The 25,298-nt window shown below is 55.2% G+C and carries 22 protein-coding genes and 1 pseudogene; 7 read left to right on the top strand and 16 right to left on the bottom strand.

Annotation, left to right across the window (positions count from 1 at the left end; genetic code table 11):
- Positions 1-47: 47 nt before the first annotated feature.
- Both PHA01_RS16750 and PHA01_RS16745 read right to left on the bottom strand, forming a co-directional pair.
- A complete protein-coding gene (locus PHA01_RS16750) occupies positions 48-386 on the bottom strand; it encodes an ElaB/YgaM/YqjD family protein (protein WP_271897457.1) in 339 nt (112 codons plus the stop codon).
- Between the two features lie 257 nt (positions 387-643).
- The gene (locus PHA01_RS16745; protein ID WP_112532203.1) at positions 644-802 is read right to left on the bottom strand and encodes a DUF3309 family protein; all 159 of its coding nucleotides are present in this window, start codon (positions 800-802) and stop codon (positions 644-646) included.
- Positions 803-984: 182 nt separating this feature from the next.
- Between PHA01_RS16745 and PHA01_RS16740 the strand changes: the two genes are divergently transcribed.
- The 4 genes from PHA01_RS16740 (at position 985) to PHA01_RS16725 (ending at position 4,642) form a co-directional block, all read left to right on the top strand.
- Complete coding sequence (locus PHA01_RS16740) at positions 985-2,952, top strand: AI-2E family transporter (RefSeq protein WP_271897454.1); 1,968 nt, start codon at positions 985-987, stop codon at positions 2,950-2,952.
- A gap of 254 nt (positions 2,953-3,206) precedes the next feature.
- Positions 3,207-3,398 (top strand): CsbD family protein, encoded by a 192-nt coding sequence (locus tag PHA01_RS16735; RefSeq protein ID WP_271897452.1) that lies wholly within the window; start codon positions 3,207-3,209, stop codon positions 3,396-3,398.
- A 119-nt stretch (positions 3,399-3,517) separates the two neighbouring features.
- On the top strand, positions 3,518-4,324 hold the full coding sequence (locus PHA01_RS16730; protein ID WP_271897450.1) for a transglutaminase-like domain-containing protein: 807 nt from the start codon (positions 3,518-3,520) through the stop codon (positions 4,322-4,324).
- A gap of 75 nt (positions 4,325-4,399) precedes the next feature.
- Positions 4,400-4,642: a DUF768 domain-containing protein gene (locus PHA01_RS16725; RefSeq protein WP_271897448.1), complete on the top strand. Its 243-nt coding sequence runs from the start codon at positions 4,400-4,402 to the stop codon at positions 4,640-4,642.
- Between the two features lie 4 nt (positions 4,643-4,646).
- On the opposite strand, the gene PHA01_RS16720 is transcribed toward PHA01_RS16725, so the two are convergent.
- The 4 genes from PHA01_RS16720 to PHA01_RS16705 form a co-directional block, all read right to left on the bottom strand.
- Complete coding sequence (locus PHA01_RS16720; protein WP_271897446.1) at positions 4,647-7,892, bottom strand: error-prone DNA polymerase; 3,246 nt, start codon at positions 7,890-7,892, stop codon at positions 4,647-4,649.
- Positions 7,892-9,337 carry a Y-family DNA polymerase gene (locus tag PHA01_RS16715; RefSeq protein ID WP_271897814.1) on the bottom strand — a complete coding sequence of 482 codons (1,446 nt, stop codon included), beginning with the start codon at positions 9,335-9,337 and terminating at the stop codon, positions 7,892-7,894. Before PHA01_RS16715 ends, PHA01_RS16720 begins: the two co-directional genes overlap by 1 nt.
- A gap of 13 nt (positions 9,338-9,350) precedes the next feature.
- Positions 9,351-10,136, bottom strand: a complete 786-nt coding sequence (locus tag PHA01_RS16710; RefSeq protein ID WP_271897444.1) for an ImuA family protein — start codon at positions 10,134-10,136, stop codon at positions 9,351-9,353.
- A gap of 93 nt (positions 10,137-10,229) precedes the next feature.
- Positions 10,230-10,658 carry an Lrp/AsnC family transcriptional regulator gene (locus PHA01_RS16705; protein ID WP_271897442.1) on the bottom strand — a complete coding sequence of 143 codons (429 nt, stop codon included), beginning with the start codon at positions 10,656-10,658 and terminating at the stop codon, positions 10,230-10,232.
- Between the two features lie 120 nt (positions 10,659-10,778).
- On the opposite strand from PHA01_RS16705, the gene PHA01_RS16700 reads away from it, so the two are divergent.
- Complete coding sequence (locus PHA01_RS16700) at positions 10,779-11,882, top strand: saccharopine dehydrogenase family protein (RefSeq protein ID WP_271897439.1); 1,104 nt, start codon at positions 10,779-10,781, stop codon at positions 11,880-11,882.
- Positions 11,883-12,036: 154 nt separating this feature from the next.
- Here the strand turns inward: PHA01_RS16700 and PHA01_RS16695 are convergent, their stop codons facing one another.
- A complete protein-coding gene (locus tag PHA01_RS16695; protein WP_271897437.1) occupies positions 12,037-13,026 on the bottom strand; it encodes a zinc-dependent alcohol dehydrogenase family protein in 990 nt (329 codons plus the stop codon).
- 98 nt (positions 13,027-13,124) lie between these two features.
- On the opposite strand from PHA01_RS16695, the pseudogene PHA01_RS16690 reads away from it, so the two are divergent.
- Positions 13,125-13,990: pseudogene (locus PHA01_RS16690) on the top strand (LysR family transcriptional regulator).
- Positions 13,991-14,077: 87 nt separating this feature from the next.
- On the opposite strand, the gene PHA01_RS16685 reads toward PHA01_RS16690, so the two are convergent.
- The 3 genes from PHA01_RS16685 to PHA01_RS16675 all read right to left on the bottom strand — a co-directional run bounded on the left by PHA01_RS16685 (position 14,078) and on the right by PHA01_RS16675 (position 16,818).
- A complete protein-coding gene (locus PHA01_RS16685; RefSeq protein ID WP_271897435.1) occupies positions 14,078-15,328 on the bottom strand; it encodes an aminopeptidase in 1,251 nt (416 codons plus the stop codon).
- Positions 15,329-15,468: 140 nt separating this feature from the next.
- A complete protein-coding gene (locus PHA01_RS16680) occupies positions 15,469-16,317 on the bottom strand; it encodes an SDR family NAD(P)-dependent oxidoreductase (protein ID WP_271897433.1) in 849 nt (282 codons plus the stop codon).
- Between the two features lie 78 nt (positions 16,318-16,395).
- The gene (locus PHA01_RS16675; RefSeq protein ID WP_271897431.1) at positions 16,396-16,818 is read right to left on the bottom strand and encodes a hypothetical protein; all 423 of its coding nucleotides are present in this window, start codon (positions 16,816-16,818) and stop codon (positions 16,396-16,398) included.
- A 245-nt stretch (positions 16,819-17,063) separates the two neighbouring features.
- On the opposite strand from PHA01_RS16675, the gene PHA01_RS16670 reads away from it, so the two are divergent.
- Positions 17,064-17,360: a DUF6074 family protein gene (locus tag PHA01_RS16670; RefSeq protein ID WP_334312032.1), complete on the top strand. Its 297-nt coding sequence runs from the start codon at positions 17,064-17,066 to the stop codon at positions 17,358-17,360.
- Between the two features lie 65 nt (positions 17,361-17,425).
- On the opposite strand, the gene PHA01_RS16665 is transcribed toward PHA01_RS16670, so the two are convergent.
- From PHA01_RS16665 to PHA01_RS16640, 6 genes are all read right to left on the bottom strand, one after another.
- Entirely contained in the window at positions 17,426-17,743 is a 318-nt protein-coding gene (locus PHA01_RS16665) for a PepSY domain-containing protein (RefSeq protein ID WP_271897428.1), read from the bottom strand.
- 137 nt (positions 17,744-17,880) lie between these two features.
- Positions 17,881-18,849 (bottom strand): hypothetical protein, encoded by a 969-nt coding sequence (locus tag PHA01_RS16660; protein WP_271897426.1) that lies wholly within the window; start codon positions 18,847-18,849, stop codon positions 17,881-17,883.
- Between the two features lie 224 nt (positions 18,850-19,073).
- Positions 19,074-20,000, bottom strand: coding sequence for a Gfo/Idh/MocA family protein (locus PHA01_RS16655; protein WP_271897424.1), 927 nt, complete (start codon positions 19,998-20,000; stop codon positions 19,074-19,076).
- A gap of 105 nt (positions 20,001-20,105) precedes the next feature.
- Entirely contained in the window at positions 20,106-21,443 is a 1,338-nt protein-coding gene (locus PHA01_RS16650; protein WP_271897422.1) for an HlyD family type I secretion periplasmic adaptor subunit, read from the bottom strand.
- A gap of 36 nt (positions 21,444-21,479) precedes the next feature.
- Complete coding sequence (locus tag PHA01_RS16645) at positions 21,480-24,152, bottom strand: cadherin-like domain-containing protein (protein ID WP_271897420.1); 2,673 nt, start codon at positions 24,150-24,152, stop codon at positions 21,480-21,482.
- The coding region (locus tag PHA01_RS16640) for a type I secretion system permease/ATPase (RefSeq protein ID WP_271897418.1) at positions 24,149-25,298 on the bottom strand (1,150 nt) is incomplete at its 5' end. The genes PHA01_RS16645 and PHA01_RS16640, both read right to left, overlap by 4 nt.

The raw sequence follows: 25,298 nt of genomic DNA, 5'->3' as shown, positions 1-25,298 counted from the left end.
CACCCGCGGCGACGCTGGTTAAAAGTGGAGCTAACAGTTTGAGCATGTCAGCGGCGGGCAATCAGGGCAAGAAGAAAACCGACACCGGCGGCGACGGCAATCGTGGTCAAGGGGTGTTCGCGAACAGTTTCAGTGAGCTGGTCTTCAAGCTCACGAGCCTGCAGGCGAAGATCGTCCAACGTTTCCTCACCGCGGACTTTTGCGGTTTCATAGGAACTTGCTGCGTTGCGTGTGGCGTCCTTGGCAGAACTCTTTCCTATCTTGGCAAGGGTTGCTGCAATATTCGCGATGTCGTCCTTTAGTGCTGCGACCTGGGCTTGCAAATCAGGATTGCTATCGGTCGCGTCGTCAACCGCTTTGCGAATTTTTGAAGAAACCGTAGCCATAGAAAACTCCTTGAGAAAACAGGTGGATATCGGTCCAGAACGTTTGGTCTGCAGTATTTGTTCCACGCATTGGGGGCCGCTGCAAGTCTACTAGCGGCCTTCCGTTCCCAAAGCTTATGAAAGATAGCCCATCAACCACAAAATGAGAATGATCGGAAGCGGCAGACCGATGAGCCAAAGCAAAACACCTCGTAACATTTCAAAATTCCTTTCAGCTATGTCAGATGATCGTTCGTAATAAAGGTCTAAGAAGCGCGTTAAATTCTGCCCATCAGAAGCAAAATCAACAGAACGACCAAGATTATTCCCACGAGTCCAGAGGGGCCATAGCCCCAATTCCTGGCGTGAGGCCAAGTTGGAAACACCCCGATAAGCGCCAAGATGAGAATGATGATGAGAATTGTCGTTAGTGGCATTCGTTCCTCCCTCTCCTGGGAAACTTTACAGCTCGGAAACACCCGAACCAGGATTTGGTTCCCACGCAACAGGCTCGAGCCAAGTGCCAGAAGTGAAATGCAACCAAATTGAGCCGACTTCGTTCCTGTCGCGGGGTTTCAATGGAGATGGGTTTTTATGGTTGTCATGCCGGTAGGTTTTCATGCCTTCTGAGGAAGCCGGAAGGGCGTCGCGTGCCGTCGAACGGGTAACCCAACGATCGATCTATACGCCTGTTTCGGCCAATGCGGCGAACCAGTTCCCACCAATAATTGTCGCGATAGCCGTAGTAGCGGCGCTTTATTTCGCCCGCGAAGTTTTCGTGCCATTGGCGCTGGCTCTGCTTTTGACCTTCGCGCTGTCGCCGTTGGTCACCCGCTTGCACCGCTCGGGTGTCCCGAAAGGCATTGCCGTACTAAGTGTTGTGACAACGGCCTTTCTTGTGATCTTCATTTTCGTCAGCATTGTCGCGAGCCAGCTTACTGTGTTGGCGCAGAATCTGCCAAGCTATCAGTACAATATCGAAACGAAGATCCGCGCGATCAAGGATGCGCAGTCGGGGAACAGCATTTTTGATCGTGGCGCGCGCATGTTCAAACGCTTTAGCGAGGAAATTGGTCGGTCGGACGAAGTGGAACGCTTTGAAAGCGACAACCGACCAGCGACCAAACCAGAGCCGGCGCGACAACCTCCCCAAAATGTTGCACCGCCTGCCCCTCTACCACCCTTGCGCGGAACAGATCCCAACAAACCCGTACCCGTGGAAATCCGCAATCCACCGCTAGACCCCTTAAGTTTGCTGCAGACCTTTGCCGGACCGTTGATCCAGCCCCTGGCGACAATCGGCATTGTCATCGTGGTGGTAATTTTCATGCTGATGCGGCGTGAAGATTTGCGCGACCGTTTCATAAAGCTGGTGGGAGCCAGCGATATTCACCGAACGACGACTGCCCTGCATGATGCCGGCAAGCGCGTCGGCCAATATTTGCTGATGCAGTTGATCATCAATATCAGCTTCGGCGTGCCTATCGGGATCGGGCTATGGTTCATTGGTATTCCCAATCCGATGCTGTGGGGAATGCTGGCGATCGTTCTCCGTTTTGTGCCCTATATCGGACCAATTATTGCAGCTGCGTTTCCGCTCATTCTGTCGCTGGCAGTCGATCCGGGTTGGATGGTGCTCGTCTGGACGGCTGCTCTGTTCATCGTGCTCGAACTCATCAGTAGCAATATTATGGAGCCGCTTCTCTACGGTTCCAAGACCGGGTTGTCCCCCGTTGCGATTCTAATGGCTGCCATTGTCTGGACCTGGATTTGGGGGCCGATTGGATTGATCCTTTCAACACCGCTCACCGTGTGCTTGGTCGTTCTCGGAAGACACGTGCCAAAGTTCGAATTTTTAGATGTTCTTCTTGGCAATGAGCCGGTGCTCCTTCCGCCGCAGCAGCTATATCAACGGCTGTTATCCGGCGATCCGGACGAAGCAACAGAAAAGGCCGAGGAGTATCTGCAATCGGCAACCATCATGGATTATTACGCTTCGGTGGCTATTCCCGCATTGCTGCTCGCCGAACACGACAGAGGCCGGGGCGTGCTTGACGAGCCTAGGCGCAATCGTGTGGCGCAAAGCATGATCCTTCTCATCGAGAACCTGTCGGAATATCACGACATTGAAGACGAAGAAGAAGAGGGAGCCGAACCTGAAGGGGGCTCCAAGAAAGCTGTTGCCGGTAAAGAGAAGGTAAAACCAGAGAAGCCGAGAACAATCGCGTCCGCAGGCGGACGCGGTGATCTCGACGATGCCGCAGCCGTTGTTTTTGGTGATATCCTAGAGCGCAAGGATTTTGACGTTCGCGATATTTCTCATGACGAGCTAGAAGCGGTCAATATCGGCAAGCTTGATCTTACTGGCGTGAGTGCCATCTGCATTTGCTATCTCAACACCTCCTCGGTCGCTCATGCACGTTATCTTGTCCGCCGCATAAGACGGCGGAACGCACGCGTAAAGATTATCATCGGGTTCTGGGCGGAAGATGGAAGCGAAGTTGATGGCGAGAAGATCGTTGGATCAACACGCAACTGTTTTTTTGTATCGTCGCTAGAAGCGGTGGTTCAAGAGCTTTGCGAGTGAGCCGCTCCCCGAGATTTTTCACCGATCTTAATTTTCGCGGAACCAAGAGCCAGCTGGCTACGTTTCCACCCAGCTGATCGAGCTTCGATCGGTAACTGGAGACCCGGTGCCTGTTCCCCCGTGGGCGCCGGGTCGTTTGCTGCTTTTGTAAAAACACGCTGAATTTTCAAATGCTTGTGAACTTGTGAACCAACGGAACAAACGCAAAGCCCCACCGTTTATTTGGTGTAGATGAATGCTTTAAGGAGTTCCCGATGGGTAGTACCAGCGACAAACTTTCCGGCGCAGCCAACAAGGCGGCTGGTAATTTGAGGCAGGCCGCCGGCAAGGCGACCGGATCGAAAGAAATGCAGGCGAAGGGCAAAATGCAGGAAATGAAGGGCGAAGCACAGCAAGCCAAGGGTAGAGCCAAGGATGCTGTGAAAAAGGTTGTCGATAAAGCCTGATCGCCTTTAACGCCGCCGAATTCAGCCGGTCCCTTGTCGGGCCGGTTGCTTTTTGTGCGAGAGTCTGTCGTGCTGTCTTTTTTATCGAAATCAGATTTTTTGTTTTAAAGGAACAACTAATGAGGATTAATGTGGGGTGTGAACTGACGTTCGAGTTTACGCAGGAAACGCCTCTGATTGCCATTTTGAACGTGCATCATTCGCGTTTTGCCGATCTGGAAGGCATCGAGACTTTCCAGACTACATTCGGCGCCAGTGTCGATGGCTATCACGACCAGTTCGGCAACTGGTGCAATCGCATTCTCGCGGCACCGGGCGCATTTTTTTGCTCCACAAATGCCATCGTCAACGACAGCGGCATGCCGGATTCGGTGGTTCTCGATGCTGTTCAGCACCGGGTGCAGGATCTTCCGGATGAAACGCTGGTCTATCTTATGGGCAGCCGCTATTGCGAGACCGATTTGTTGAGCGAGGAGGCATGGCGCCTGTTCGGCCACGTACCGGAAGGCTGGCAGCGCGTTCAGGCGGTGTGTGATTTCGTCCACAACCACATTGTGTTTGGATATGAGCATTCAAACCCTACTCGCACAGCGTCTTCGGGATATTTCGAAGGCCGTGGAGTGTGCCGTGACTTCACGCATCTTGCAGTAACTTTTTCCCGCTGTCTGAACATTCCGACGCGCTATTGCACTGGTTATATCACTGATATCGGCATACCATTGCCACATGCGGAAATGGACTTTTGTGCGTGGATGGAGGTTTACCTTGGGGGGAAGTGGCACGCTTTTGATCCCCGTAACAATCAGCCCCGAATAGGCCGAATTAAGGTGGCGCATGGGCGCGACGCTGCGGACGTACCCCTGACGAATATATTCGGGCCTAATGTGCTGACAAAATTCAAGGTTTGGGCAAGCGAGGCTGTTTGACCGCGTGTTTTTTCGCAACCTTCTGCGCTTCCGGCAGTTTTGTCCGGAGATTGGCAATGCCAAGGAGGAAAATGTATGAGCCAAAGAGCGATCGACTTCGTTAATAATTGGATCGACATGAATGTCGATGCCAACAAACCGGCGGATATGGCACATCATGATCGTCGGCCAAAACAACTTGCTGCAAAATGTGCTGCAGATGCGGAGGCTGCCGGTATTTCCGAATCGGAGATCAAGGATGGTCTGGGTGATCTGGAAATTTGCATGATCACTGCTATAGACCGGGCAGCATTGGCCAAGGAGAGCAAGCAGGCTTGAACGGTCAGTGAAAATCTCTCGATTTTGGCAAAATACGCACCTTGCGTGGATGACTGGCCCGTGGTCGATCCGGGACCGGATGTATCACTTCGTCGCTATGAGATAAAGGTATGATGGTCCGTTGCTCGGAGAGACGGTTGAGATCTCCGGTACGATCAAACAGTTTTCGGGCAACAATGTGCACGACATTGTCGGCGCTTTGAACCATGCCTTCGATCAGGATCAGGCGTGATCCCATGACTTCCTTGCGATATTTTTCCAGTAGTTTTGCCCAAACAACGATATTGGCGATGCCAGTTTCATCCTCAATTGTCATAAAGACAACTTTGCCATTGCCGGGCCTTTGCCGGACTGTAATAACGCCGGCAAGTTTGACTCGTCGATTGTTGCTCAGACTGTTTGCCTGCTTGCAGGTTACAATATTTTCAGCCGCCAACACTTCACGCAGGAACTGCATAGGATGGCCTTTGAGCGAGAGCCGCGTCGATTCATAGTCGGCAATGACGTGCTCGGACATTTTCATCTGCGGTAGCCTAGTCTCGGCTTCCCTTGCCAATTCATTCGTTTCAGCAGCCTGGAATAGTGGCAGGGTTTCATTGTTGGGGAAACGACGGACCGCCCAGAGTGCTTCGCGGCGATCAATTTCCAGCGAACGGAACGCATCGGCATCAGCGAGGAGAATAAAGGCTCGTCTTTCCAGCCGCGTCAGGCGACGCAGTTCTTCGATGTCACTATAGTGGCGCTTTCGTTCTGCGCATATTTCGTCCGCCCAAGATTCCGAAAAGCCTTCGACCTGTCGAAAACCTAGACGCAGGGCAAGATTATTCTTGTCGATGCGTTCCAGCGTGTTGTCCCATTTGCTGAAGTTGATATCTACAGGACGTACCTCGACGCCATGCTCGCGTGCATCGCGGATGATTTGGGCAGGGGCATAAAAACCCATCGGTTGTGAATTCAAAAGTGCCGCCGCGAATGTCGCCGGATGATGGCATTTGATCCAGGAGGAAATATAGACGAGGATTGCAAAACTCGCCGCGTGGCTTTCCGGGAAACCATACTCACCAAAGCCCTTGATCTGGTTGAAGCAGTTTTCGGCAAAGCTCCGCTCATAACCACGGCGGACCATCCCCTCCACCATTTTCCCTTCCATTTCGTTGATTGTGCCGACATTGCGGAATGTGGCCATGGAACGGCGCAATTTATTGGCTTCGTCGGGAGTAAATTTTGCTGCCTCGATGGCAATGCGCATGGCTTGTTCCTGGAATAGAGGTACACCAAGGGTCCTGCCGAGAACATTTCTCAGTTCGTCCTTGTCACCATGTTTAGGAGACGGAGACGGATAGTGGACTTTCTCTATTTTATTGCGCCGACGCAGATAGGGATGAACCATATCGCCCTGGATTGGACCGGGACGAACGATGGCAACCTCGATCACCAGATCATAGAATTTTCTTGGTCGAAGACGCGGCAGCATGTTCATTTGTGCGCGGCTTTCCACCTGGAACACGCCGAGGGAATCGGCATTGCAGAGCATGTCGTAAACCGCGGGGTCTTCTTGGGGAATCGTTGCCAGTTCGTAACGGTTGCCCCCATGCAGATGAATGAGATCAAAAGCCTTGCGAATGCAGGTCAGCATACCAAGTGACAGCACATCCACCTTCATGATGTTGAGTTCGTCGATGTCATCCTTATCCCACTCTATGAAGGTACGGTCTTTCATAGCCGCAGGGCCGACAGGGACGGTTTCGTCCAAGCGCTCCTGCGTCAGTACAAATCCACCCACATGCTGGGAAAGGTGGCGTGGAAAACCAATCAATTCGGTCGCGAGCCGGACAGCGCGCCGTATCATGACATTATCGGGATCCAGTCCGGCTTGCCGAACCTCGTTCTTCTCAACCGCTGTGCCCCAGCTGCCCCAGACCATATTGGCCAGCGCAGCAGTAACGTCTTCGGTCAGTCCCAAAGCCTTGCCCACATCACGGATAGCGCTGCGCGGGCGGTAGCTGATGACAGTGGCCACGATGGCCGCTCGATTGCGACCATAACGCTCATAGACCCATTGCATCACTTCTTCGCGGCGTTCATGCTCGAAATCGACATCGATATCCGGTGGTTCCTTCCGCTCCGCCGAGAGGAACCGTTCGAACAAGACATCCGTGTGTTTTGGATCAACTGCTGTGATAGCAAGACAATAACAGACCGCGGAATTGGCAGCGGAGCCGCGGCCCTGGCAAAGAATATTCTGCGAGCGGGCATATTTGACGATGTCATAAACCGTGAGGAAGTAGGGTGCATATTCAAGCCCTTCGATTATCGCCAGCTCCTTCCGCAAAATCGCACATACCTTTTCCGGAATGCCTTCAGGATAGCGTTGTGCCGCACCTTTCCACGTTTCCTCGGATAGATATTGTTGCGGTGTCTTACCCGGTGGCACAGGTTCGTCGGGATAGTCATACTTCAGCTGATCGAGGCAAAAGCCGATCGGCTCAACGAAACGCTGTGTTTCCTGAAGCGCTGCGGGCAAATGCCGGAAAAGTCGCTGCATTTCATCCGGCGATTTCAAATGCCGTTCTGCATTCTTTTCCAGCTTGCGTCCGGCCGTATCGATCGTGACATGTTCGCGAATGCAGGTCAGCACATCCTGCAACGGTCGCCGCGCAGCGGTGTGATAAAGCACATTGTTGATAGCCAGCAAGGGAACGTTGGCCTCAGTTGCAATACGCGCCAGCTTCTCGCAGTACCGCCGGTCTGCACCCTGATGCGGCATTGCCAAGGCAAGCCAGACAGAGCCCGGTGCAGCAATGACAAGTTTTCTCAGAAACGCAGTTAAGATTTTATCTGCCCGTAACGGCGGAACGACCGCGATCTGAAAATCTTTTGCTCGAAAAAGAAAATCTTCGAAAAGGAGGTGGCACTCACCTTTGATTTTCGCCCGATCCTTGCCTTCGCTCAAAAGACGGCAGAGCTGACCATAGGCTGTACGGTCGCGTGGGTAGATGATCAGATCTGGCGTGTCGTCAATAAAGACCAACCTGCATCCGATAAAGAGCTTCAGTCGTATTCCCGCTTTTTCCTTAAGCTCATTATGAGCCTTATAGGCCCGCACCACACCCGCGAGTGTGTTGCGGTCAGCGATGCCTATACCATCGAGCCCGAGTATGGCTGCAGCCTGCACCAGTTCATGCGGTTGCGAGGCGCCTTCAAGAAAGGAAAAATTACTGGAAACTGCAAGTTCCGTGTAAGGTTGCATCAGGCGAAAATCCCGTGCAGAAACCAGCGCGGTGTGGGATCGCCGCGCTCGTACAAGCCTTCGCGAAACACCCAGAAACGACGGCCTCTATTGTCTTCAAGGCGGTAATAATCCCGCGTCAGCGCACCGGCATGTTCGCGCCACCACTCGGGGGCGATGCGTTCAGGTCCCTCTGCCAAGGTGATAATATGCTGAACCCGGCGCCAGGTGAATCGTGCAGGGGCGGCATCCGGGACTTCAAACGTTGCATCAATCCGCTCGGGAGGCTGAAACAATCGGATCGGTCGCTCCGGAGGATTGCCCGGATTATGTTCTGGCGTCCGTTCAAACACCATATCCTGTCTTGCTGAGGCGGCAGGTACCAGTGAAACTGCGCGTTCGGGAATATGCGTATCGACAGACAGCGGGCGCAGCACACGGGAATTGCCAAGACGAATGGAAAGCCGGTCGACAAGCGCATTGATCTCCTCTGTCTCTTGTGCCCTGTCATCGAGGCTTTTCTGGATCGCCTGGCTCTGCTCCACACGAATAGCGGCAAGCCGGATGATATCAAAACCATAACCGACATCGAGCGGATCGCTAAGTGTGGAAAGCCGCTCTTTCAATAGTCGAAACATGGGTTTTGTTTCGGTAACGGGACGTCCGGTCTGAATGTTGATGCGACGTACATTGCCATCGGCGCGATAGAAGCTGGCTTCGATCTCGCGGGCGCCCTCAACTCTTTGTTGCAGGCGACGGAAAAGTTCGTCGCTCAAGGAAATAAGAACGTGTTCCACGGATTCCATGGCGATGAGCGGTTCTGCCATACGCCGCTCAACCATGCAGACAGGGACGGTACGGCGAGGGGTAATGGGCGCATCCTGACGGCCGAACAATGCATCGAGGCGGTTAACAAGATTTGTGCCAAAACGCGCCGTGAGTGCAGCTCGGGGCAAAACGTCGATATCACCAACGCTGCGTAATCCTGCCCGCTTGAGACCGGCGAGATGGTTCTCTTCGATATCGAGACTGATAAGCGGCAAGGCGTATAGTCTACGCGTCTCGTCATTCCAATCGATGATGCCACCGGGCGAGTGTCGAGCAAGGGCACGTGCTGCAGCGGGATTGCTTGCAAGCGCAGTTCGGGCGATCATGCCATAGCGATGAAGGCGTTTATGAATATCTTCAATAAGTTGGCTTTCATCGCCAAAAAGATGAATGCAGCCGGTCAGGTCGAGAATGAGGCCGTGAGGCTCATCAAGTGCCACAAGCGGTGTATAGCGGTCACCCCAATCGGCCAGCTTTTCGAGCAGCACAGCATCCTTGCGCGGTGAGGCGAAAGCAATATCCAGCTTTTCAAATTGCGCACGTGCATCTGTCAGAGCCATGCCCTTATAGAGCCCTGCCTTGGCTGCCTTTTCATCGACAGCAGTCAGCCGCAAGGCATTGGCAATTTTGTCCACCACTATCAGGTGTAGATCAGTATGGGCGCGTCCCAGATTTTCGCGTTTGAGGCGGTCGGTAGGAAGGTGCGGAAACCATAGTGCCAGAAAACGGCTCGATCTGTCTGAAAACATGATCATCACTTTCCCATTGCAGGATCCAATGGCCTGTCATTCCCTGTCTGTTGCGTATGAGAGTGGCGTCGAAAACTGGATGTCCGGGTGCATTGGCGCCACTCGATTGCGAAGGTGCGGCTCGGATCAACCAGCGCGTGACGGCGGCATTCTCGCTGGGATACGCTCCCAATCGCAGGAGAAAAGCAGGCACATCGGTTTGTTGCGCCGTCAGCAGCAATTTGCGCGAGGCGGTCAGGTCCAGACACTTCGGGTTGCTCCACGGCGCGATGATGACGGCGCCCGCGCCACGAATACCGAGACTGTCCGAAGCAGCTTTCAAAACATCCTGCGGTGAGGCGCATCGCACGATGATGAGGCGTTGCGGATCAAGCCCGATATTTTGCAAGCCGGGAGCATATGGAAAGCCATTTTCCTGCGCTGCAAAATCTTCTTCCAACCATAGAACAGGGCTTTGGTCCGGGGAAGCGCGAAGGACAAGGGCAATGACGAAACCGGTTGCCGCACCTGCGTCGCCTGCTTCTTCTGCGAAGATTTCATGCACGGCGCCACGCTGCATCCCCTCGCGGAAGACGCGGTCGATATCATTGTCGCCGAAGTCAAAGGCGGAGCCCTGCGCAGTACGTGCATTCCTCTCTCCAAGAGATGCAATGTCGCGTCTCAACGCCGCAAGATCGACGGTTGTCACTACAGTAGCCTTTCAATGTTCATGATATGTTCTATTATGGAATCCGATGACAGCAAGAGTCAAGCGGCATGTATCAGGTTGTTGGAGGCGCCATTATCGATCGATACGGGTGGAGAGAATAATCGACGACATGGTGCGTTCGACACCTTCAAGAGCGCCGATTTCGTCGAGCAATTTATCCAGTTCCTGTATAGAAGGTGCTTCAACGATAACGATCATATCGAATTGACCGCTAACGGAATGAAGCGTTCTGACCCAGGCGATTTTCCGCAAGGCAGTCTCAACCTTCATTGCCAGTTTCGGCAAGGCCGTCACCAGCACATGTGCCCTCACCAGGTTTTGTTCATATTCAGGGGAAAGCTGAACGCTATATCCCCTTATCATACCGCGCTTTTCCAGCCGTTCTATGCGGCTTTGCACAGTGGTGCGTGATACGCGCAGCTTGCGGGCAAGCTCGGCTGTGGAGGCCCTCGCATTCTCGCGTAGCAATGAAAGCAGGGCATGATCGGCTTCTGACAGCATAATGACGAATCCTATCGGCATATCGACAAAATTATGGTGTTGTTTCGTCAGTTTATAGACTTCATTTCGCCGAGCAATATGCGAAATTCATATAAAGTTTTTATATCCGAGGGGAAACACATGAAAGAGATCGTTGTCGTTGGAGCAGGGAAAATCGGCGGGACCATCGCTAATCTTCTGGCTGGTACCGGAGATTATCGCGTAACGGTCGTTGACCGGGCACAAGCCCAGCTTGATGCTTTGGACGTATCGCCGCTCGTTGAAACCGCCTGCATCGAGATTTCCGAAGTCGGGGCGCTTGAAAGCGTTCTCAATGGCAAATTCGCCGTGCTGAGTGCCGCGCCGTTCCATCTGACCACGCGCATAGCTGAAGCTGCCGCCAAATCAGGCGTGCATTATCTCGATCTGACAGAAGACGTGGCCAGCACGCGCATCGTCAAGCAACTGGCAGCGACTGCCATGACTGCTTTCATTCCCCAATGCGGCCTTGCTCCGGGTTTCATCTCAATTGTAGCCAATGATCTGGCCAAGCGTTTCGATACGCTGGAAAGCGTGCGCATGCGAGTCGGTGCACTGCCGCAATATCCGTCAAACGCTCTGAACTACAATCTGACATGGAGCACGGACGGGGTCATCAACGAATATTGCGAGCCCTGTGAAGCGATCGTCGATGGCGAGTTGACGGAGGTGCCGCCGCTTGAAGAGCGCGAGGAATTCTCGCTCGACGGGGTGACCTATGAGGCGTTCAATACGTCAGGCGGCCTTGGCACATTGTGCGAAACGCTCCTCGGCAAGGTGCGTACACTTAACTATCGCACCATCCGCTATCCGGGGCACGCGGCCATCATGAAGGCGCTGCTCAACGACCTTGGACTGCGGGATCGCCGCGATGTGTTCAAGGATATTCTCGAAAACGCCTTGCCATCTACCTTGCAAGATGTCGTCGTGATCTTCGTTACGGTCAGCGGCCGCAAGAAGGGCCGTCTTCTTCAGGAAACATATGCCAACAAGGTCTACAGCGGCCATATCGGATCGCAGCTTTATAGCGGGATCCAAATCACGACAGCATCGGCCATTTGTGCCGTGCTTGACATGCTCGCGAACGGCGCCTTGCCACAGCAGGGTTTTCTCAAGCAGGAAGATATTGCGCTTGACGCGTTCCTCGCCAATCGTTTCGGCAAGGCCTATGCGCAAGCGGAATCAGCTGGGCGGCTGGTTGCCTAACCCAGCCAGAAACAAAAAGTATCCAGCTTTCATTCCTGACCGACGGCGATCTCTGCTCCGACGAAACGGCCGGAGCGATAAGGATTGAACCGAAGCGACAGAGACTGGTTGTATAATGGTGCATCGCAAAACGCTTGCGGTGCGTCAGACGTCATCAGTCGATATCGATGATGAGCTTTCCGTCCGCGCTCCCCCGCTGGACGAGTTCGTGGGCATCCATCACCGTGTCGAGCGTAAAGACGCGGCTATCGAGACGAGGCGCGAGCTTGCCAGCATTTGCGAGTTTGGTCGCTTCGTCCATGATCTCTCCGTGATGTTCGCGACCTTCGCCGGTCAGCAGCGGAATCAACGTAAAGACGCCCGAGTACGTTGCCGCCTTGAAAGATAGCGGCGCGAGAGCATGGGTGCCCCATCCGAGGCAGCTCACCACATGCCCAAACCGCTTGACTGCCTTGAAGGCGGTGTCGAGGCCGGGACCGCCGATCGTGTCGTACACGAGGTCGAAGCCCTTCCCGTCCGTGTAGCTTTTGACATAGTCCTCGACGATCTCGGATGCATAGTCGATCGGCGTTGCGCCAATGCTCCTGATGTAGTCGGCCTTGCGGGCTCCATCGACTGCGTAGACGTCGGCGTCAAAAGACTTTGCGACCTGAACCGCAACGTGGCCGACGCCGCCGGCGCCACCTAGAACGAGCACCTTCTGGCCTGCGCAGATGCCAGCGCGATCGACCAGGCCTTCCCATGCCGTGATGAAGGCCAATGGCAGTCCCGCCGCTTGCCGCATCGACAGATGAGTGGGTTTGCGGGCAAGAAGCCGGGCATCGACCGATGCAAACTGCGCCAAGGAACCCTGGACGCCACCAACGCCACCCGTCATGCCATAGACTTCCTCGCCCTGGCGCAAGTTGTTGACGCCCGCTCCCACTGCCTCGACGACACCGGCCATATCGATACCGAGGACTGCCGGGAGCAGATGCCGCGCGTGGGCCGCGTCGCCCGACCTTATCTTCGTGTCGAGCGGGTTGACGCCGCTTGCCTCGATACGGACGAGGACTTCGCCCTCAGCCGGGGCAGGGCGGGGAATCTCAGCGAGGCGAAATGTGTCACCGTGGTTTTCAAGTAGCAATGCTCTCATCGTGCTCATTTCCGACACTCCATTTGTGGAGTTACCGTAGGCTGGCGGTTTTCGTTTGGAAATCATACAATTCGCATAATGTTCATTCGTTTTTGTATGGGTTCGCTATGGAATGGAGTGATGTTCGACTGTTTCTCGCGATAGCGCGTGACGGGACACTGGGCGCGGCCGCGCGCTCCCTGAGACTTACCCAACCCACCATGGGACGCCGCCTCAAGGCCTTCGAGGAAGCGGTTGGCCACAGCCTCTTCCAGCGGACCAGCGACGGGTTCGTCTTAACCTCCGAGGGTCAGATCGTCTTGTTTCACGCCGAGCGGATGGAAGAGGAAGCCATTGCACTTGAGCGTCGGATCGCCGGGTCCGAGGGAGACCTTTCCGGACCTCTCCGGATTTCCTGTTCCGATTGGTTTGGATCCATGTGCTCAGCCCGCTGTTGTCGCAGTTTGCCGCGCTGCATCCGAATGTCATCGTGGAATTGCTCACCGATTCCAGACTTCTTAACCTCGCGCGGAGGGAAGCGGATCTTGCTTTTCGCATCAGGCCATTCGTTGATCCGCAAGTGGTGTCCAAAAGGCTGGTCCGTATCTCCTACGGGCTATATGTGTCGCATGCCACGGCCGATCCGACCGAGGGTGACGGGCGCTCGCATGGGATCATCACAATGGACGAAGCCTTCGGCGGGATGCCCGACGTGGCTTGGCTCAAGGAGCACTATCCCAACGCCCGCATCGTCTTCAGGAGCAACAACCGCGACGTCCAGGCCAGGATGTGCGCGGGCGGAGTTGGAATGGCTGTCATGCCAAGGCTATTGGGCGACGGAAACAAAGACCTGCGCCGAGTTGATGTTGCTGTCCCGCCGCCGGGTCGTGACACATGGTTGGGCTACCACCGCGATCTTCGCAGGCTCGCAAGGTTGCGTGCCATGATAGATTTCATCGTGGGGAGTATGCCCAAATTTGATCTGCCCCCTTAGAAGGGATCCTCCTTCCTGCCGATCAGAAGGTCCTCCATCGGGGATGAGCATGGTTGTTGTGGCCATTTTCATATTCGATCTCAACGATCAGACCCATTCGCCCTTGCGCATCACGGGGACAGGGGAACCGTCCTTGTTGATGCCGTCCACGTCGATCTCGCCAGAGCCGATCATCCAGTCGATGTGAATGAGGCTCTTGTTGCCACCTCTCTCCGTAACTTCTTCGGGCGTCAGGTTGCCGCCATTGACGAAGCATTTCGAATAGCATTGGCCGAGCGCGATGTGGCTCGCAGCGTTTTCATCGAAAAGCGTGTTGAAGAACAACAAGCCCGATGCCGAAATTGGCGAGGAATTTGGGACCAGCGCCACTTCGCCGAGACGACGTGCGCCCTCGTCAGTGCCAAGCACCTTGTTGAAGACTTCCTCGCCCCGCGTCGCCTTGGCTTCGACAATCCTGCCACCCTCGAAGCGGACCTGGATATTTTCGATGAGCGTGCCCTGGTGGGAAAGTGGCTTGGTGCTCGAAACACGGCCATCGACCCGCAGTGCGTGGGGCGTCGTGAAAACTTCTTCGGTGGGAATATTCGGGTTACAGGTAATGCCATTCTTCGCAACCGAAGCACCGCCGTGCCATTCATGTTCATCGGCCAGGCCGACAGTGAGGTCGGTGCCCGGTCCCTTGAAATGCAAAGCCGAGAAAGTGCGCTCGTTCAGCCATTTTGTCCGTTTGTGCAAGGCGGCGTTATGGTCGCGCCAAGCGCTGACAGGATCGTTCAGATCAACACGCGATGCCGCAAATATTGCATCAGCGAGCATGGTTATAGCGACTTCAGGGTCCTGATCGGGAAATACCTGCTTCGCCCAGGATGGATTCGGATACGAAACGATGTTCCAGTTGACTTCGAAATTGGTGATTTTTTCCAACGCAGGCTGATAAGCGCGGGATTGTGCCCGGTTGGCACGGGACACCTTCTCCGGGTCCGCCGATGAGAGCAGCATCGGATTGTCACCGGCGACTGCAAGCCGAGCTGTATTGGCGGAAAAGGCTTTCGCCATGCCCTCAAACAGCCAGCCCGTGGCGCGATCGAAACTTTCGTCTGGCGCGTTGCGATAGCGCATAAGAGTGGCTTCTTCGTCGCTGTATAGCGAGGTCACGAGGCCCGCTCCTGCCCTGTAGGCATGTTCTGTGATCCGCCGCACCAGAGGCACTGCGGCAAGCGGGGCAGTGATCAGGAGATCCTGTCCAGGCTGCAACTGCAAGCCAATTTTGATGGCTACTTCCGCCAGACGATCAAGCTTGACGGGATCCACAGCGGGGATTTGGGGAGATGAGGTCATTATGAATCCAACCTGGTCAATGAAGGGCTTTCTTCAGCATAGAACCGGATCAGTCCCGGTATCAAGCGACTGATCCGGAAATCGCTCTCGCAATTTGATTGGTTCACAATGTCCGAGATTGTGTCTCGGAATTTTGCAGGTCAGATGTCCTGATTAACGAAATCAGCGAATTCGCTCTGATATTCCGGATGCCAGCGCGACAAAGGCGGACGATTCCTGATAATGTCGTTGGCTGCCCAGAGGATGCGGCGCTCATCGAGGCTGCGGGTTACATCGTTGTCCGGGCAAAGGATATAAAAATCACCGGCTGATACACGCTCCAGCATAAAATCGACCGTTTGTTCCGGCGTCCACGCGCCTGCTGGCTTTTCCGTGCGATCTCCTGCAGTCAAGGGCGTATAGACAAAACCAGGAATGAACAGATGAGCCGTTACGTGACAGTCCTTCGTGTTACGTAACTCATGCTGCAAGGCTTCAGTGAAGGTCTTCACGCCCGATTTCGAGACATTGTAAGCAGGATCGCCAGGCGGAGTGGTTATGCCCTGCTTGGAGCCGGTATTGATGATGACGCCTGGCTTGCCTCGCCGGATCATGTCTGGGCCAAAAACCTGGCAGCCGCGGATTATGCCGAACATGTTTACAGCGATGATCCTGTCCCAGTGATCTGGATCGAAAACGCTGCTGCCAGGCTGGATGCCTGCATTGTTCATGAGAACGGCAACGCCGCCAAATCTGTCATTGACCGTCTGCTGCAGTTTGCGCAGATCTTCGATGTTGGTCACGTCTGTGGCGACAGCGATGACATCATCACCGGTGCCGGCGAGTTCAGAAACCGCCGCATAAGCCCGGTCGAGTTTTTCACCTGCAAGATCAGCAATAGCGACCTTTAAACCCATGGAGGTGAGGCGTTTTGCAGCTGCAAGACCGATACCGGATGCGCCTCCTGTGACTACGGCCACACGGGAAGGTGAAAAGGCAGGATGTGCCATGGGACTACTCCTTATGCCGTTACGTAGCGCTGTCGCAGCGGGCTAACGGAAGATGAGAACAGAAGTGTAACAGTGTGATCAGCCGAAATTCGGAACACGCAAATAATGCGCAAGCGGTGTCACTTGTTCCTTCAAGTCGTGTAAGTCAGACTTTCGTTCGGCGAAGGCATCCTTCTGCCGGCGCGCGTCGAGAATCTCCTTTTCCGAGCTTTCGCCCATGCTGAGAGCTTTGAGCAGGACCATTCGCGCGCTATCGGCGATGCCCGAGCGATTTTCGTTGAGAGCAATGTCGAGAATAACCCTGCGGAAATCCGTCGGTCCAACAAGTGTTACTGCACGTTCGCGCCGCGAATTTTCAGCGTCGATAAGCGCATATAGTTTGTCGCGCAGATCAGCACCGACATTCTCGTACTGCATAGAGAGATCCGGTGCAGCCACGGCAAGCTTTTGCTTCTGCCGCTCGCGGTGCCGTCTCTGCCTCTCTGCATTACTGAGTGCCATGGGTTAATGCCGTAACGAATGCGAATCACTTTACACGAACTTGAATAAGCATGCGTGCCGTAGCGGGCAACATTGTGATTTCGTTACACACAATCTGTTCGCTGGCTTGTTACATAACTTGTTACGTAACCAATCATAGCGTTCCACGCGACATGACGGGGCATGGCTGAACACATTGTTAGGAACCTTCGCCTTATCGTTGGGCGAATCAATTGTAAGCGCGGCGTTGCCGAACTGGGAAGAGTATGAGTATGTTCGAAGCTGAATCCCCGATCCCATGCCAAATCATTGCGTTCCCACTGACGAGGCGTGTGGCGAAGATTCGCGACGTGGCGGTGAAACTCATGGAAAAGGCTACGGATCGGCAGGCGGAAGCCTATCGTAACCAAATTGCCGATACGCTATTTCGGCACCTTGAGCGGATTGGCGTTCCAGAGGACGAGCAGGATGAGCAGGTCGGCGCATTCTTCACTGCCGTCGAACTCGAACTGTCGCGTCTATATGATCTCACCGAAGACTATGGCGATACATCAGCCTACTAAGCTATGGACTGTCGGCGTTGAAAAGCCCGCCACTTGCGGCGACGGGCTTTCGTCAGTTTCAGAGCTTATTGCACGGAAAGGACGTCACCAGTACGGCGATCCACACTGACGCGCATATCATTGCCGCGGCGATCCATACCCTCGACGACGAACCTCGACCTCGTGCGCCTTACGTCGTCGACATCGCGAAGGCCCTCGCTTCTGGCGATACGCACCGCTTCGCGCTCACTGATGTCCGATACACGGCGATAATCCCGTTCCGGCCGCGGCTCTTGGAGCCGAACACCGTCAGGGCCAATCTGAATGGACTGAGCAAAGGCTTGGGGAGCCGATGTTATGGCGATTAACGCCGTTGCTCCGACGATAAGGATTTTTTTCAACATAACAATTTTCCTTCTTTCAAATCAAATATCCCGCCCATTTGACAAGGTTAACGTTCATCAAGGGGCGGGGTTCCAACTTTTGGGAAAATGCTGGATTGCGCCTAAGTCAAAATACGAAGCGTGATTGCTAGCCAGACTTATCTGCAGCGTTTCAAGCGGAAGCTGTCGCCGCTCTCGAGCGAATACCAGGTCAGGTTTCTTTTTGTTACATCCCGGAGCTCGAAAGCATAGCCATCGCTCAATTCTACCCGGTAGCTATTGCCATTTCGTTCGACATTCCTGATCGGTGTCCCGTCATAGGTCCTTGTGTTGAAATCCCAGAGTCTGCCTCTGCAGCTACCGTCGATCTGATCCCACCTGCCGACGAAAGTCATCTCGGCTGCAGGTTTGACCGCCGGCTTGACGGTGGGCTTTTCCATGTTCGCTGCAACTTCGGCGGCTCTCTTTGCATCGGCAGCCGCGGCCGATGCTTTTGCATCGGCGGCTTGCTTTTGCTTTACATCGTCAGCGGTTTTTTGGTCTGCGCGCAGCTTTTCGATTCGAGCGTCAACCTTGGCAATATTATCGACACCAAGCACGTCGGCACAGTCAAGGAGCGCCATGCGTTTGGAAACCAGGTCCTCAAGGCCGGCAGAGTCGACGCCCGATTGCAGGTCGCGGCAGGTAGCGGATCGCTTTTCGGCCTGAGCATCCTTTTCCTCGGCCGCCTTCGCATCGGCGAACGTCCGCTTGATGGCCGCCATGTGCTGCTTTGAGTCCTCAATCGTCGCTGCGACACCATCGACGAAAGTAGCGGCCGGCGCGCAGGCCGATTGATCGACTTTCAAATGTTCCGCTGCGGAACGATCGGCGTCTGCGATAATGTCCGTTGCTTCTTCGTTCCCGTCCATCTCCTGGCGGAATGTCGCTTCTTGCGTGGCGGCATCGGCAAGGGATTGAGTGGCAAATGGATGATCGGCAAAGCAATACTGATCGATGGCTTTTGCATAGGCGCTCGCCTTCGTAAATTTAAGCGCCTGAATGGCATCCCGCGTTTTGTCATCAACGGCATATGCTGCGCTGGAAAAGGCGGCACAGATGATGGCTGCGGTAACGAACTTCTTCATGGTTGCAATCCTTGCTCGACGCCTGTTCGGCAGGTACGAATTGAAATGCGCTAACCATGAAAATGTTCATGGGTTGAATGATAAAATCCCGCTGAAATATGGTTTGATTTTGTTCGCGCTATATGAGCGACCTAACCGGGCACACCAAGCCGTCCGCATTTCCTACACGCAAATCGGTTTCTGCAGGATCAGCTCCAGCGGTATCGGACAGATTGCGTCTAATACTAATCGTGGAAGGCTGCAACGAAGACGCGTTTGCCGAGCATGAAAGAGTCGGCGACATGCCGTAGCGGCGCTAGATCGACGTCGGATTCCCCATTTTTGATCAGCCTGGCAAATTGACGGTAAAGAGCTGCGTATTCCGTCTCCGATGAAACCGGAACAACCGTGTGGTCAATGGTGAGCTTTGAACCGCCTTCAGCCAGAACCATCTTTCCGGCAGACGTTTCGGCGATAATGTCCCACGTTTGCTCCCCGATCTGCCGCCAATCGAATTCCGCGTGAACAGAAATATTGTCACTGTTCGTGAAATTAAGGTCGGCTGCAATCGGAGCATGTCTATTTTCCGGAAATTCCAGCGTCGCATTCCTGAGAAAAATGCTGGTCGGCAAGATGTGCGTTATAATCGATAGCGCATTTATGCCGGGGTCGAAGACACCGAGACCGCCGGCTTGCCATATCCAATCCTGATTGGGATGCCAGTGGCGAACATCTTCTTTCCAGACGACGTGAACGCTTTGGATATTTGTTGATGCCAAAAACGACTTTGCAGCTTCAACCGCAGCAGCATATCGGGAATGCCAGCTGGCGAAAAGTGAGACACCATTCTCAATAGCAAGAGCTTCAAGGTCGGCGACCTCGCTCAGCGTTGCTCCAGGTGGCTTCTCAAGAAAGACATGCTTGCCCGCGCATATCGCTTTGTACGCAGCATCATAGCGGAACTGAGGAGGCATGCAGAGGGATACCGCGTCAATGAACGGGACGGCGTCGAGCATCGCCTCTATCGTCAAAAAATTCGGAATGCCCTCGACCGCGCCGTTACGGCTTGCCGCAGCGACAAGCTGCAAGTCTGGATTGCCCGCAATTGAAGGCAGGTGCTGGTCGCGGGCAATTTTACCAACGCCGACAATTGCTAGGTTGATTGGTGGCATAGCGAATCCCCTTTTGAAGGGGTTTAGCAATCGAATATGCCCTTAACAAGAGGCACTCGCGACGTGAAGCGAATCTCGCGAATGCCGCTTATATTCCCAGTATCGCTACTGCTCACGGAAGGCTCGGCTGAACTGATCGGCGAGCGGCTTGGACAGGAAGGACATCGCTGTGCGCTCTTCCGTCGAAACAAAGACTTCCACGGGCATACCCGGCAAAAGCTTGCTGTCGCCGAGCTTTTCGAGCTCGTCCGATGGCACGATGACGTCGGCCAGATAATAGACCTGGCCCGTCGAGGGGTCGCTGCTGGTCGCCGCAGAAACATAGGCGATACGGCCATGCAGTTCCGGCGTGGTACGCTGGTTGAAGGCCGAAAAGCGCAATTTTGCCGGTTGTCCAACGAAAACCTGGTCGATGTCGGTCGGTGACAGTTTCGCTTCTATCTTCAACGCGGCATCTGCGGGGACAAGTGTCACCAGCTTCTCGGCTGGCGTGATGACGCCGCCGATGGTGTGGACCGCGAGTTCGTTGACGGTACCTGACAGCGGCGCACGAATATCGGCTCGCGCCAGCCGATCCTCCATGGCTACTCGCCGTTCCCGAAGTTCGGAGAGTTTGGGTTCGATGGAGGAGAGTTCCCGCTGTGCTTCGGTACGGGCAGTCTCGTCTATGGCAATGATTTGCAGGCGAATTTCACCCATGCGGGCCTTGGCCCGTGCGATATTGGCTTCGACCTCTCCGCGCTCTCCCATCAGCTTGGCCATTTCGCGGTCTATGACATATTTGCGAGAGGTTTCGATCAGGCGCTTGTCCGTCAAGCCCTTGATCTTGCCGTGTTCGGTCTTGACCAGCGCAATCTCGTCGATCTTGGCATCGCGCTGCGACTCAAGCCCCTTGATTTCCTCGCCAAGCTGATCGATCCCAAGGACCAGCTGTTCCTTCTGGCTTTTGCGGTTCTGGCGATTGCCCTCGAACATGCGATTTTCGCCAAAGAAGACATGCGGGAAATCCTCGATCCGCGAAGTGAGCTCCGACGACATCATGATGGAATCGAGATTATCGCGCTCGGCCATCAGACGGGCCTGTTTCGCCATCAGTTCGACCAGCTGAGTGCGAACAATCGAAAGTTCCGCGCGCGTTTCGGCGTCATCCAGCCGCAGCATGACCTGACCCTTCGTGACAAAGTCACCTTCCCTGACCGCAATCTCGCTGATGATGCCGCCGTCGCGGTGCTGGATCGACTTCAGGTTCTGATCGACCTTGACCATGCCCGGTGCGATGATCGCCCCTGTCAGCTGTGCGGTTGCCGCCCAGCCGCCCGCACCGACGAAAAGCATTAGTCCAAGCGTAACACCCGCGATGACCCGGGGCCCCACGGGGAAACTGTTTCCCGGATCGATCTGAGGTCCTAGGCCCAGGTCTTTTTGTTTTTGTCGCCCGAACATATTTCACTCCTACTCGCGTCACAACGACGTCTTTACTCAAGGGTTTTCGACGATCATCAACATGTGATGACCCGTCAGATTGATAGTCATTTCGTAGTGTTCATCGCGGTCCATATCGACCTCGATCAGCGTCTGTTGCAGTTCGTCCGTTCCTTCGTGACGAACGCGGATCGGCAGCGGTTGCGCGTCGGCATCGTCGCCGTAGGTCTCCTCGAACCGATCTTCCAGACTGTCGATGACATCTTCGAAGATCTCGTACCTCGACATCTCAATGCGGTCACCAACCATGAAGTCGAGGATCTGGTGGATGACCTCGGCACTGGAACTCCCCTCCGGAATATGGAATTCGAAAGTGTCCGCACCGCCGCCTCCCTCAAGCACCATGGCAGTCGTACCGATGTTCATGTGATCGTTGCCGGTGCTCCCAACCACCTGTTCGAAGCCGGAAATCACGTCGTGCCCGATATCGAAACCTGTCGCTGCGCCCGTGTTCAAATCGACAAGCACGCCTTGCGCCGACTGCGAATAGTCGAGGGTGTCGGATCCAGCCTGACCGGAGTAAATGTCGTCGCTGCCATCAGCCGCCGCCAGCACGATATCGTCGCCGGTACCAGCCAAAACGCAATCTGCTCCTGCGCCATCTGAAATCACGTCATTGCCGTCGCCGCCCGATAAAGTGTCATTGCCGCTTCCTCCGGAAATGACATCGTCGCCTGCGTTCCCGAAGATACTTTCGCCGGCGGTACCGCCGCTGATTTCGTCGGCCCCAGCACCTGCATTGATCACCTCAAAATTGGTAATGCTGTCCGTACCGATTTCCACGCCGCTAGCGTTGGCCGCAACCACATCGATGACTACGGTCATCAAGGCGGACGAATAATCGAGCGTGTCGATGCCTTCCCCGCCATCATAGGCATCATCGACTATATCCAGGGCGGCTGTGACCGTGTCATTACCGGCTCCGCCGCTTAAAGAGTCTTGCCCCGAACCATCAGCCAGACGATCGTTGCCCTCACCGCCCGACACGATGTCAGCGCCACCCCCGCCATCGATCACATCATCGCCGCCATTGCCATGGATCTCCTCGGCCGCATCGCTGCCTTGAATGTCATCCTGCCCCGCCCCGGCCAGCAGGATCTCGAAGTTCGAGATCGCGTCGTGACCGATCTCGTCACTGGTTGCAGTGCCTTGATCGAGATCGATCGTGCTGCCATAGAGGACTGCGGTATAATCGAGCGTATCGACGTCAGCGCCGCCGTCATAAACATCGTCCGCCTGATCAGTATCGGCGGCAATGGTATCCTTGCCAGCGCCGCCGTCCACATCGTCCTTGCCACTGCCCCCACTAAGAAAGTCATCGCCGAGGCCACCATCGAGAACATCGGCACCGGCCTGGCCGAAAATGACATCACTGCCGCCGCCGCCATCCAGGCGGTCATTGCCGGCGTCGCCATGGATGGTATCGCGGCCGAGATCACCGGCAATGCTATCATTGCCCTCACCACCAAACAGCAGGTCGTCATCCTCTCCGCCGCTGATTGTATCATCGCCGCTTTCGCCGAAGATGGTATCGCGACCTTCCTCGCCGAACAGACGGTCATTGCCGCTGCCGCCAAAGACCTGATCGTCGCCGAGGCCGGCGAGAACGATGTCGTCGCCAGCTCCCGCAAAGATGAGATCATCGCCACTGCCGGTGATGATATGGTCATTGCCATTGCCGCCATTGACCGTGTCGTTGCCGCCCCGGCTGTCGATGTTGTCATTGCCATCGCGACCGTCAATGTCGTCAGCGCAGCTTGTTCCGACGAGGATATCATCGCCTTGCGTGCCAATGATCGGCGGTGCCTTCAGCACGGAGAACTGGGCCGTCTGCAGGATCGACACCTTGCCATCGCTGATCTGATAGGTAACGGTGACTGGACCAAGCATCGCCGCATCGAAATACCAGCCGCTTGCGGTCTGCGTCAGTGTCCCCGACGATACGCTAACGTTCTCGATGCGGAGCGCATCGCCGTCCGGATCAGATGCACCGCGCAGGAGATCGGAAAGCCCGATCAGGGCGACCGCACAGCCAAAGACATCGGCCAGATAAACAGGGCCGTTGACTCGTGGCGCACGATTAACGGCTTTCTCCTCATCCGTATCGTCATCCTCCTCTTCATCGGTATCCTCGCGAGGATCGACGTCATGCACGGGCGCAACCTGAACGTTTATACCACCCCCACCGCCGTGGCCAATATTTGATACCCTTCCACCGCGCCAGGCATTGTCGTTTGCCGCATGGAAGGAGAACGAAACCCCACCGAAATTCTTCAAAAGGGCCGAGTTTGGAAGGTTGAGCTTTTGGAACTCGATCATCGGGGAATCGGAAAGCTCATAGCGCCAGTCTCCGCTACCGAACAAGCGGCCACCCGAGCCGGACTTCTCCCTTGTTGCTTCTCCGAGCTCTGTCATCACTTCGGGAGCGCCAGCTGCAGCGACTTCCGGCGATCCGGATTGCTCTGGCGCCTGAGACTTGGCTTCTTCCTGCCGCTCATCACTGCCCAGCCGCGGGAATGCGCTTTTCAAGTAAAGCGCAAGCCCGGTGAGAAACACCGTAAAGAACAGCGGTGCATTGGAGCGTTTGTCCTGGTTCTTCAGGGCATAATGTTCATGTGACTCGTCCGTTTCCGGCTTCGTGGTTTTGGTCCCTTTGACATCGATCATCATGCTGAAACCCTCGATGTGACGCGCGGCGCATTTTGTGCGGCAGGCGCGGGTCGGTTGACTGTTTCTGCGGGTGCGGACGATTTGAGAATTTCGTCTTTTGGTCCGAAAGCCACCATCTTGCCATTCTGGATGACGGCGACCATGTCCACTGCGGCTAAAGCGCTTGGCCGGTGAGCGATGACGATGGCAATACCGCCGCGTTCGCGGATCGCCTTTATCGTCTGGGTTAGTGCCATCTCGCCTTCACCATCGAGATTGGAATTCGGCTCGTCCATCACGACGATGAAAGGGTTACGGTAAAGGGCACGTGCCAAGCCGATGCGCTGGCGTTGGCCAGCGGAAAGTGAGGCGCCCTGCGGACCGAGCGCCGTGCGATAGCCATCCGGCATGCGCACGATCATCTCATGAATCCCGGTGATCTGGGCCGCCTCGACGATCGCCCGTGCGTCCACCTTGGGCTCAAGCCGCGAGATATTCTCTTCGACCGTTGCATCCAGCAATGCCACATCCTGCGGAAGATAGCCCATGTATTGGCCGAGCTTGCTGTCCGACCACTGCGTCAGTTCTGCATCATCCAGTCGCACGCTACCGCGTAACGTCGGCCAGATGCCGGTCAGGGCACGCGCAAGTGTCGTCTTGCCACCGCCGCTCGGCCCGATAATGCCGAGCGCCTGACCCGCATTGATCTCAAAGCTGACATCGCTCAGAAGCACTCGGCCGGACCCTGGCGCGGCTACCGTGATTTTTTCTACCTTCAACGATCCAACAGGAGCTGGCAGATCCATCGGTGCCTCAATAGAAGACAACGCTACGACGGTTTCCTTGAGTCTACCAAATGCCGTGCGCGCAGCGACGACGCTCTTCCAGTTACCAATTGCGAGATCGACGGGCGCGAGAGCACGGGCTGAAGCAACCGATGCGGCGATAATTGCGCCGGCGGACAACTCACCCTGGATCGTGAGCCACGCACCCAGACCAAGCACTGCAGATTGCAGGATCATGCGAAGTACGCGAGAGATCGCTCCAAATGTTCCGCTGATGTCGTTTGTGCGTGTTTGAAGTTCGAGGTGATCCTGATTGGCTTGATTGAAGCGATCGACCGCTCTTCCGGCAAAACCCATCGCCTTCAGAATATCGGCATTGCGG

The sequence above is a fragment of the Candidatus Phyllobacterium onerii genome, from assembly GCF_028331445.1.
Taxonomy (GTDB): domain Bacteria; phylum Pseudomonadota; class Alphaproteobacteria; order Rhizobiales; family Rhizobiaceae; genus Phyllobacterium; species Phyllobacterium onerii.
The sequence above is the reverse complement of the archived record's forward strand: the minus strand, read 5'-3'. Positions and strand labels throughout refer to the sequence as shown.

Bases quoted from the DNA above. Each gene is read 5' to 3' on its own strand.
- PHA01_RS16750 (WP_271897457.1), bottom strand. From the start codon at position 386: ATGGCTACGGTTTCTTCAAAAATTCGCAAAGCGGTTGACGACGCGACC.
- PHA01_RS16745 (WP_112532203.1), bottom strand. From the start codon at position 802: ATGCCACTAACGACAATTCTCATCATCATTCTCATCTTGGCGCTTATC.
- PHA01_RS16740 (WP_271897454.1), top strand. From the start codon at position 985: ATGCCTTCTGAGGAAGCCGGAAGGGCGTCGCGTGCCGTCGAACGGGTA.
- PHA01_RS16735 (WP_271897452.1), top strand. From the start codon at position 3,207: ATGGGTAGTACCAGCGACAAACTTTCCGGCGCAGCCAACAAGGCGGCT.
- PHA01_RS16730 (WP_271897450.1), top strand. From the start codon at position 3,518: ATGAGGATTAATGTGGGGTGTGAACTGACGTTCGAGTTTACGCAGGAA.
- PHA01_RS16725 (WP_271897448.1), top strand. From the start codon at position 4,400: ATGAGCCAAAGAGCGATCGACTTCGTTAATAATTGGATCGACATGAAT.
- PHA01_RS16720 (WP_271897446.1), bottom strand. From the start codon at position 7,892: ATGCAACCTTACACGGAACTTGCAGTTTCCAGTAATTTTTCCTTTCTT.
- PHA01_RS16705 (WP_271897442.1), bottom strand. From the start codon at position 10,658: ATGCTGTCAGAAGCCGATCATGCCCTGCTTTCATTGCTACGCGAGAAT.
- PHA01_RS16700 (WP_271897439.1), top strand. From the start codon at position 10,779: ATGAAAGAGATCGTTGTCGTTGGAGCAGGGAAAATCGGCGGGACCATC.
- PHA01_RS16695 (WP_271897437.1), bottom strand. From the start codon at position 13,026: ATGAGCACGATGAGAGCATTGCTACTTGAAAACCACGGTGACACATTT.
- PHA01_RS16685 (WP_271897435.1), bottom strand. From the start codon at position 15,328: ATGACCTCATCTCCCCAAATCCCCGCTGTGGATCCCGTCAAGCTTGAT.
- PHA01_RS16680 (WP_271897433.1), bottom strand. From the start codon at position 16,317: ATGGCACATCCTGCCTTTTCACCTTCCCGTGTGGCCGTAGTCACAGGA.
- PHA01_RS16675 (WP_271897431.1), bottom strand. From the start codon at position 16,818: ATGGCACTCAGTAATGCAGAGAGGCAGAGACGGCACCGCGAGCGGCAG.
- PHA01_RS16670 (WP_334312032.1), top strand. From the start codon at position 17,064: ATGAGTATGTTCGAAGCTGAATCCCCGATCCCATGCCAAATCATTGCG.
- PHA01_RS16665 (WP_271897428.1), bottom strand. From the start codon at position 17,743: ATGTTGAAAAAAATCCTTATCGTCGGAGCAACGGCGTTAATCGCCATA.
- PHA01_RS16660 (WP_271897426.1), bottom strand. From the start codon at position 18,849: ATGAAGAAGTTCGTTACCGCAGCCATCATCTGTGCCGCCTTTTCCAGC.
- PHA01_RS16655 (WP_271897424.1), bottom strand. From the start codon at position 20,000: ATGCCACCAATCAACCTAGCAATTGTCGGCGTTGGTAAAATTGCCCGC.
- PHA01_RS16650 (WP_271897422.1), bottom strand. From the start codon at position 21,443: ATGTTCGGGCGACAAAAACAAAAAGACCTGGGCCTAGGACCTCAGATC.
- PHA01_RS16645 (WP_271897420.1), bottom strand. From the start codon at position 24,152: ATGATGATCGATGTCAAAGGGACCAAAACCACGAAGCCGGAAACGGAC.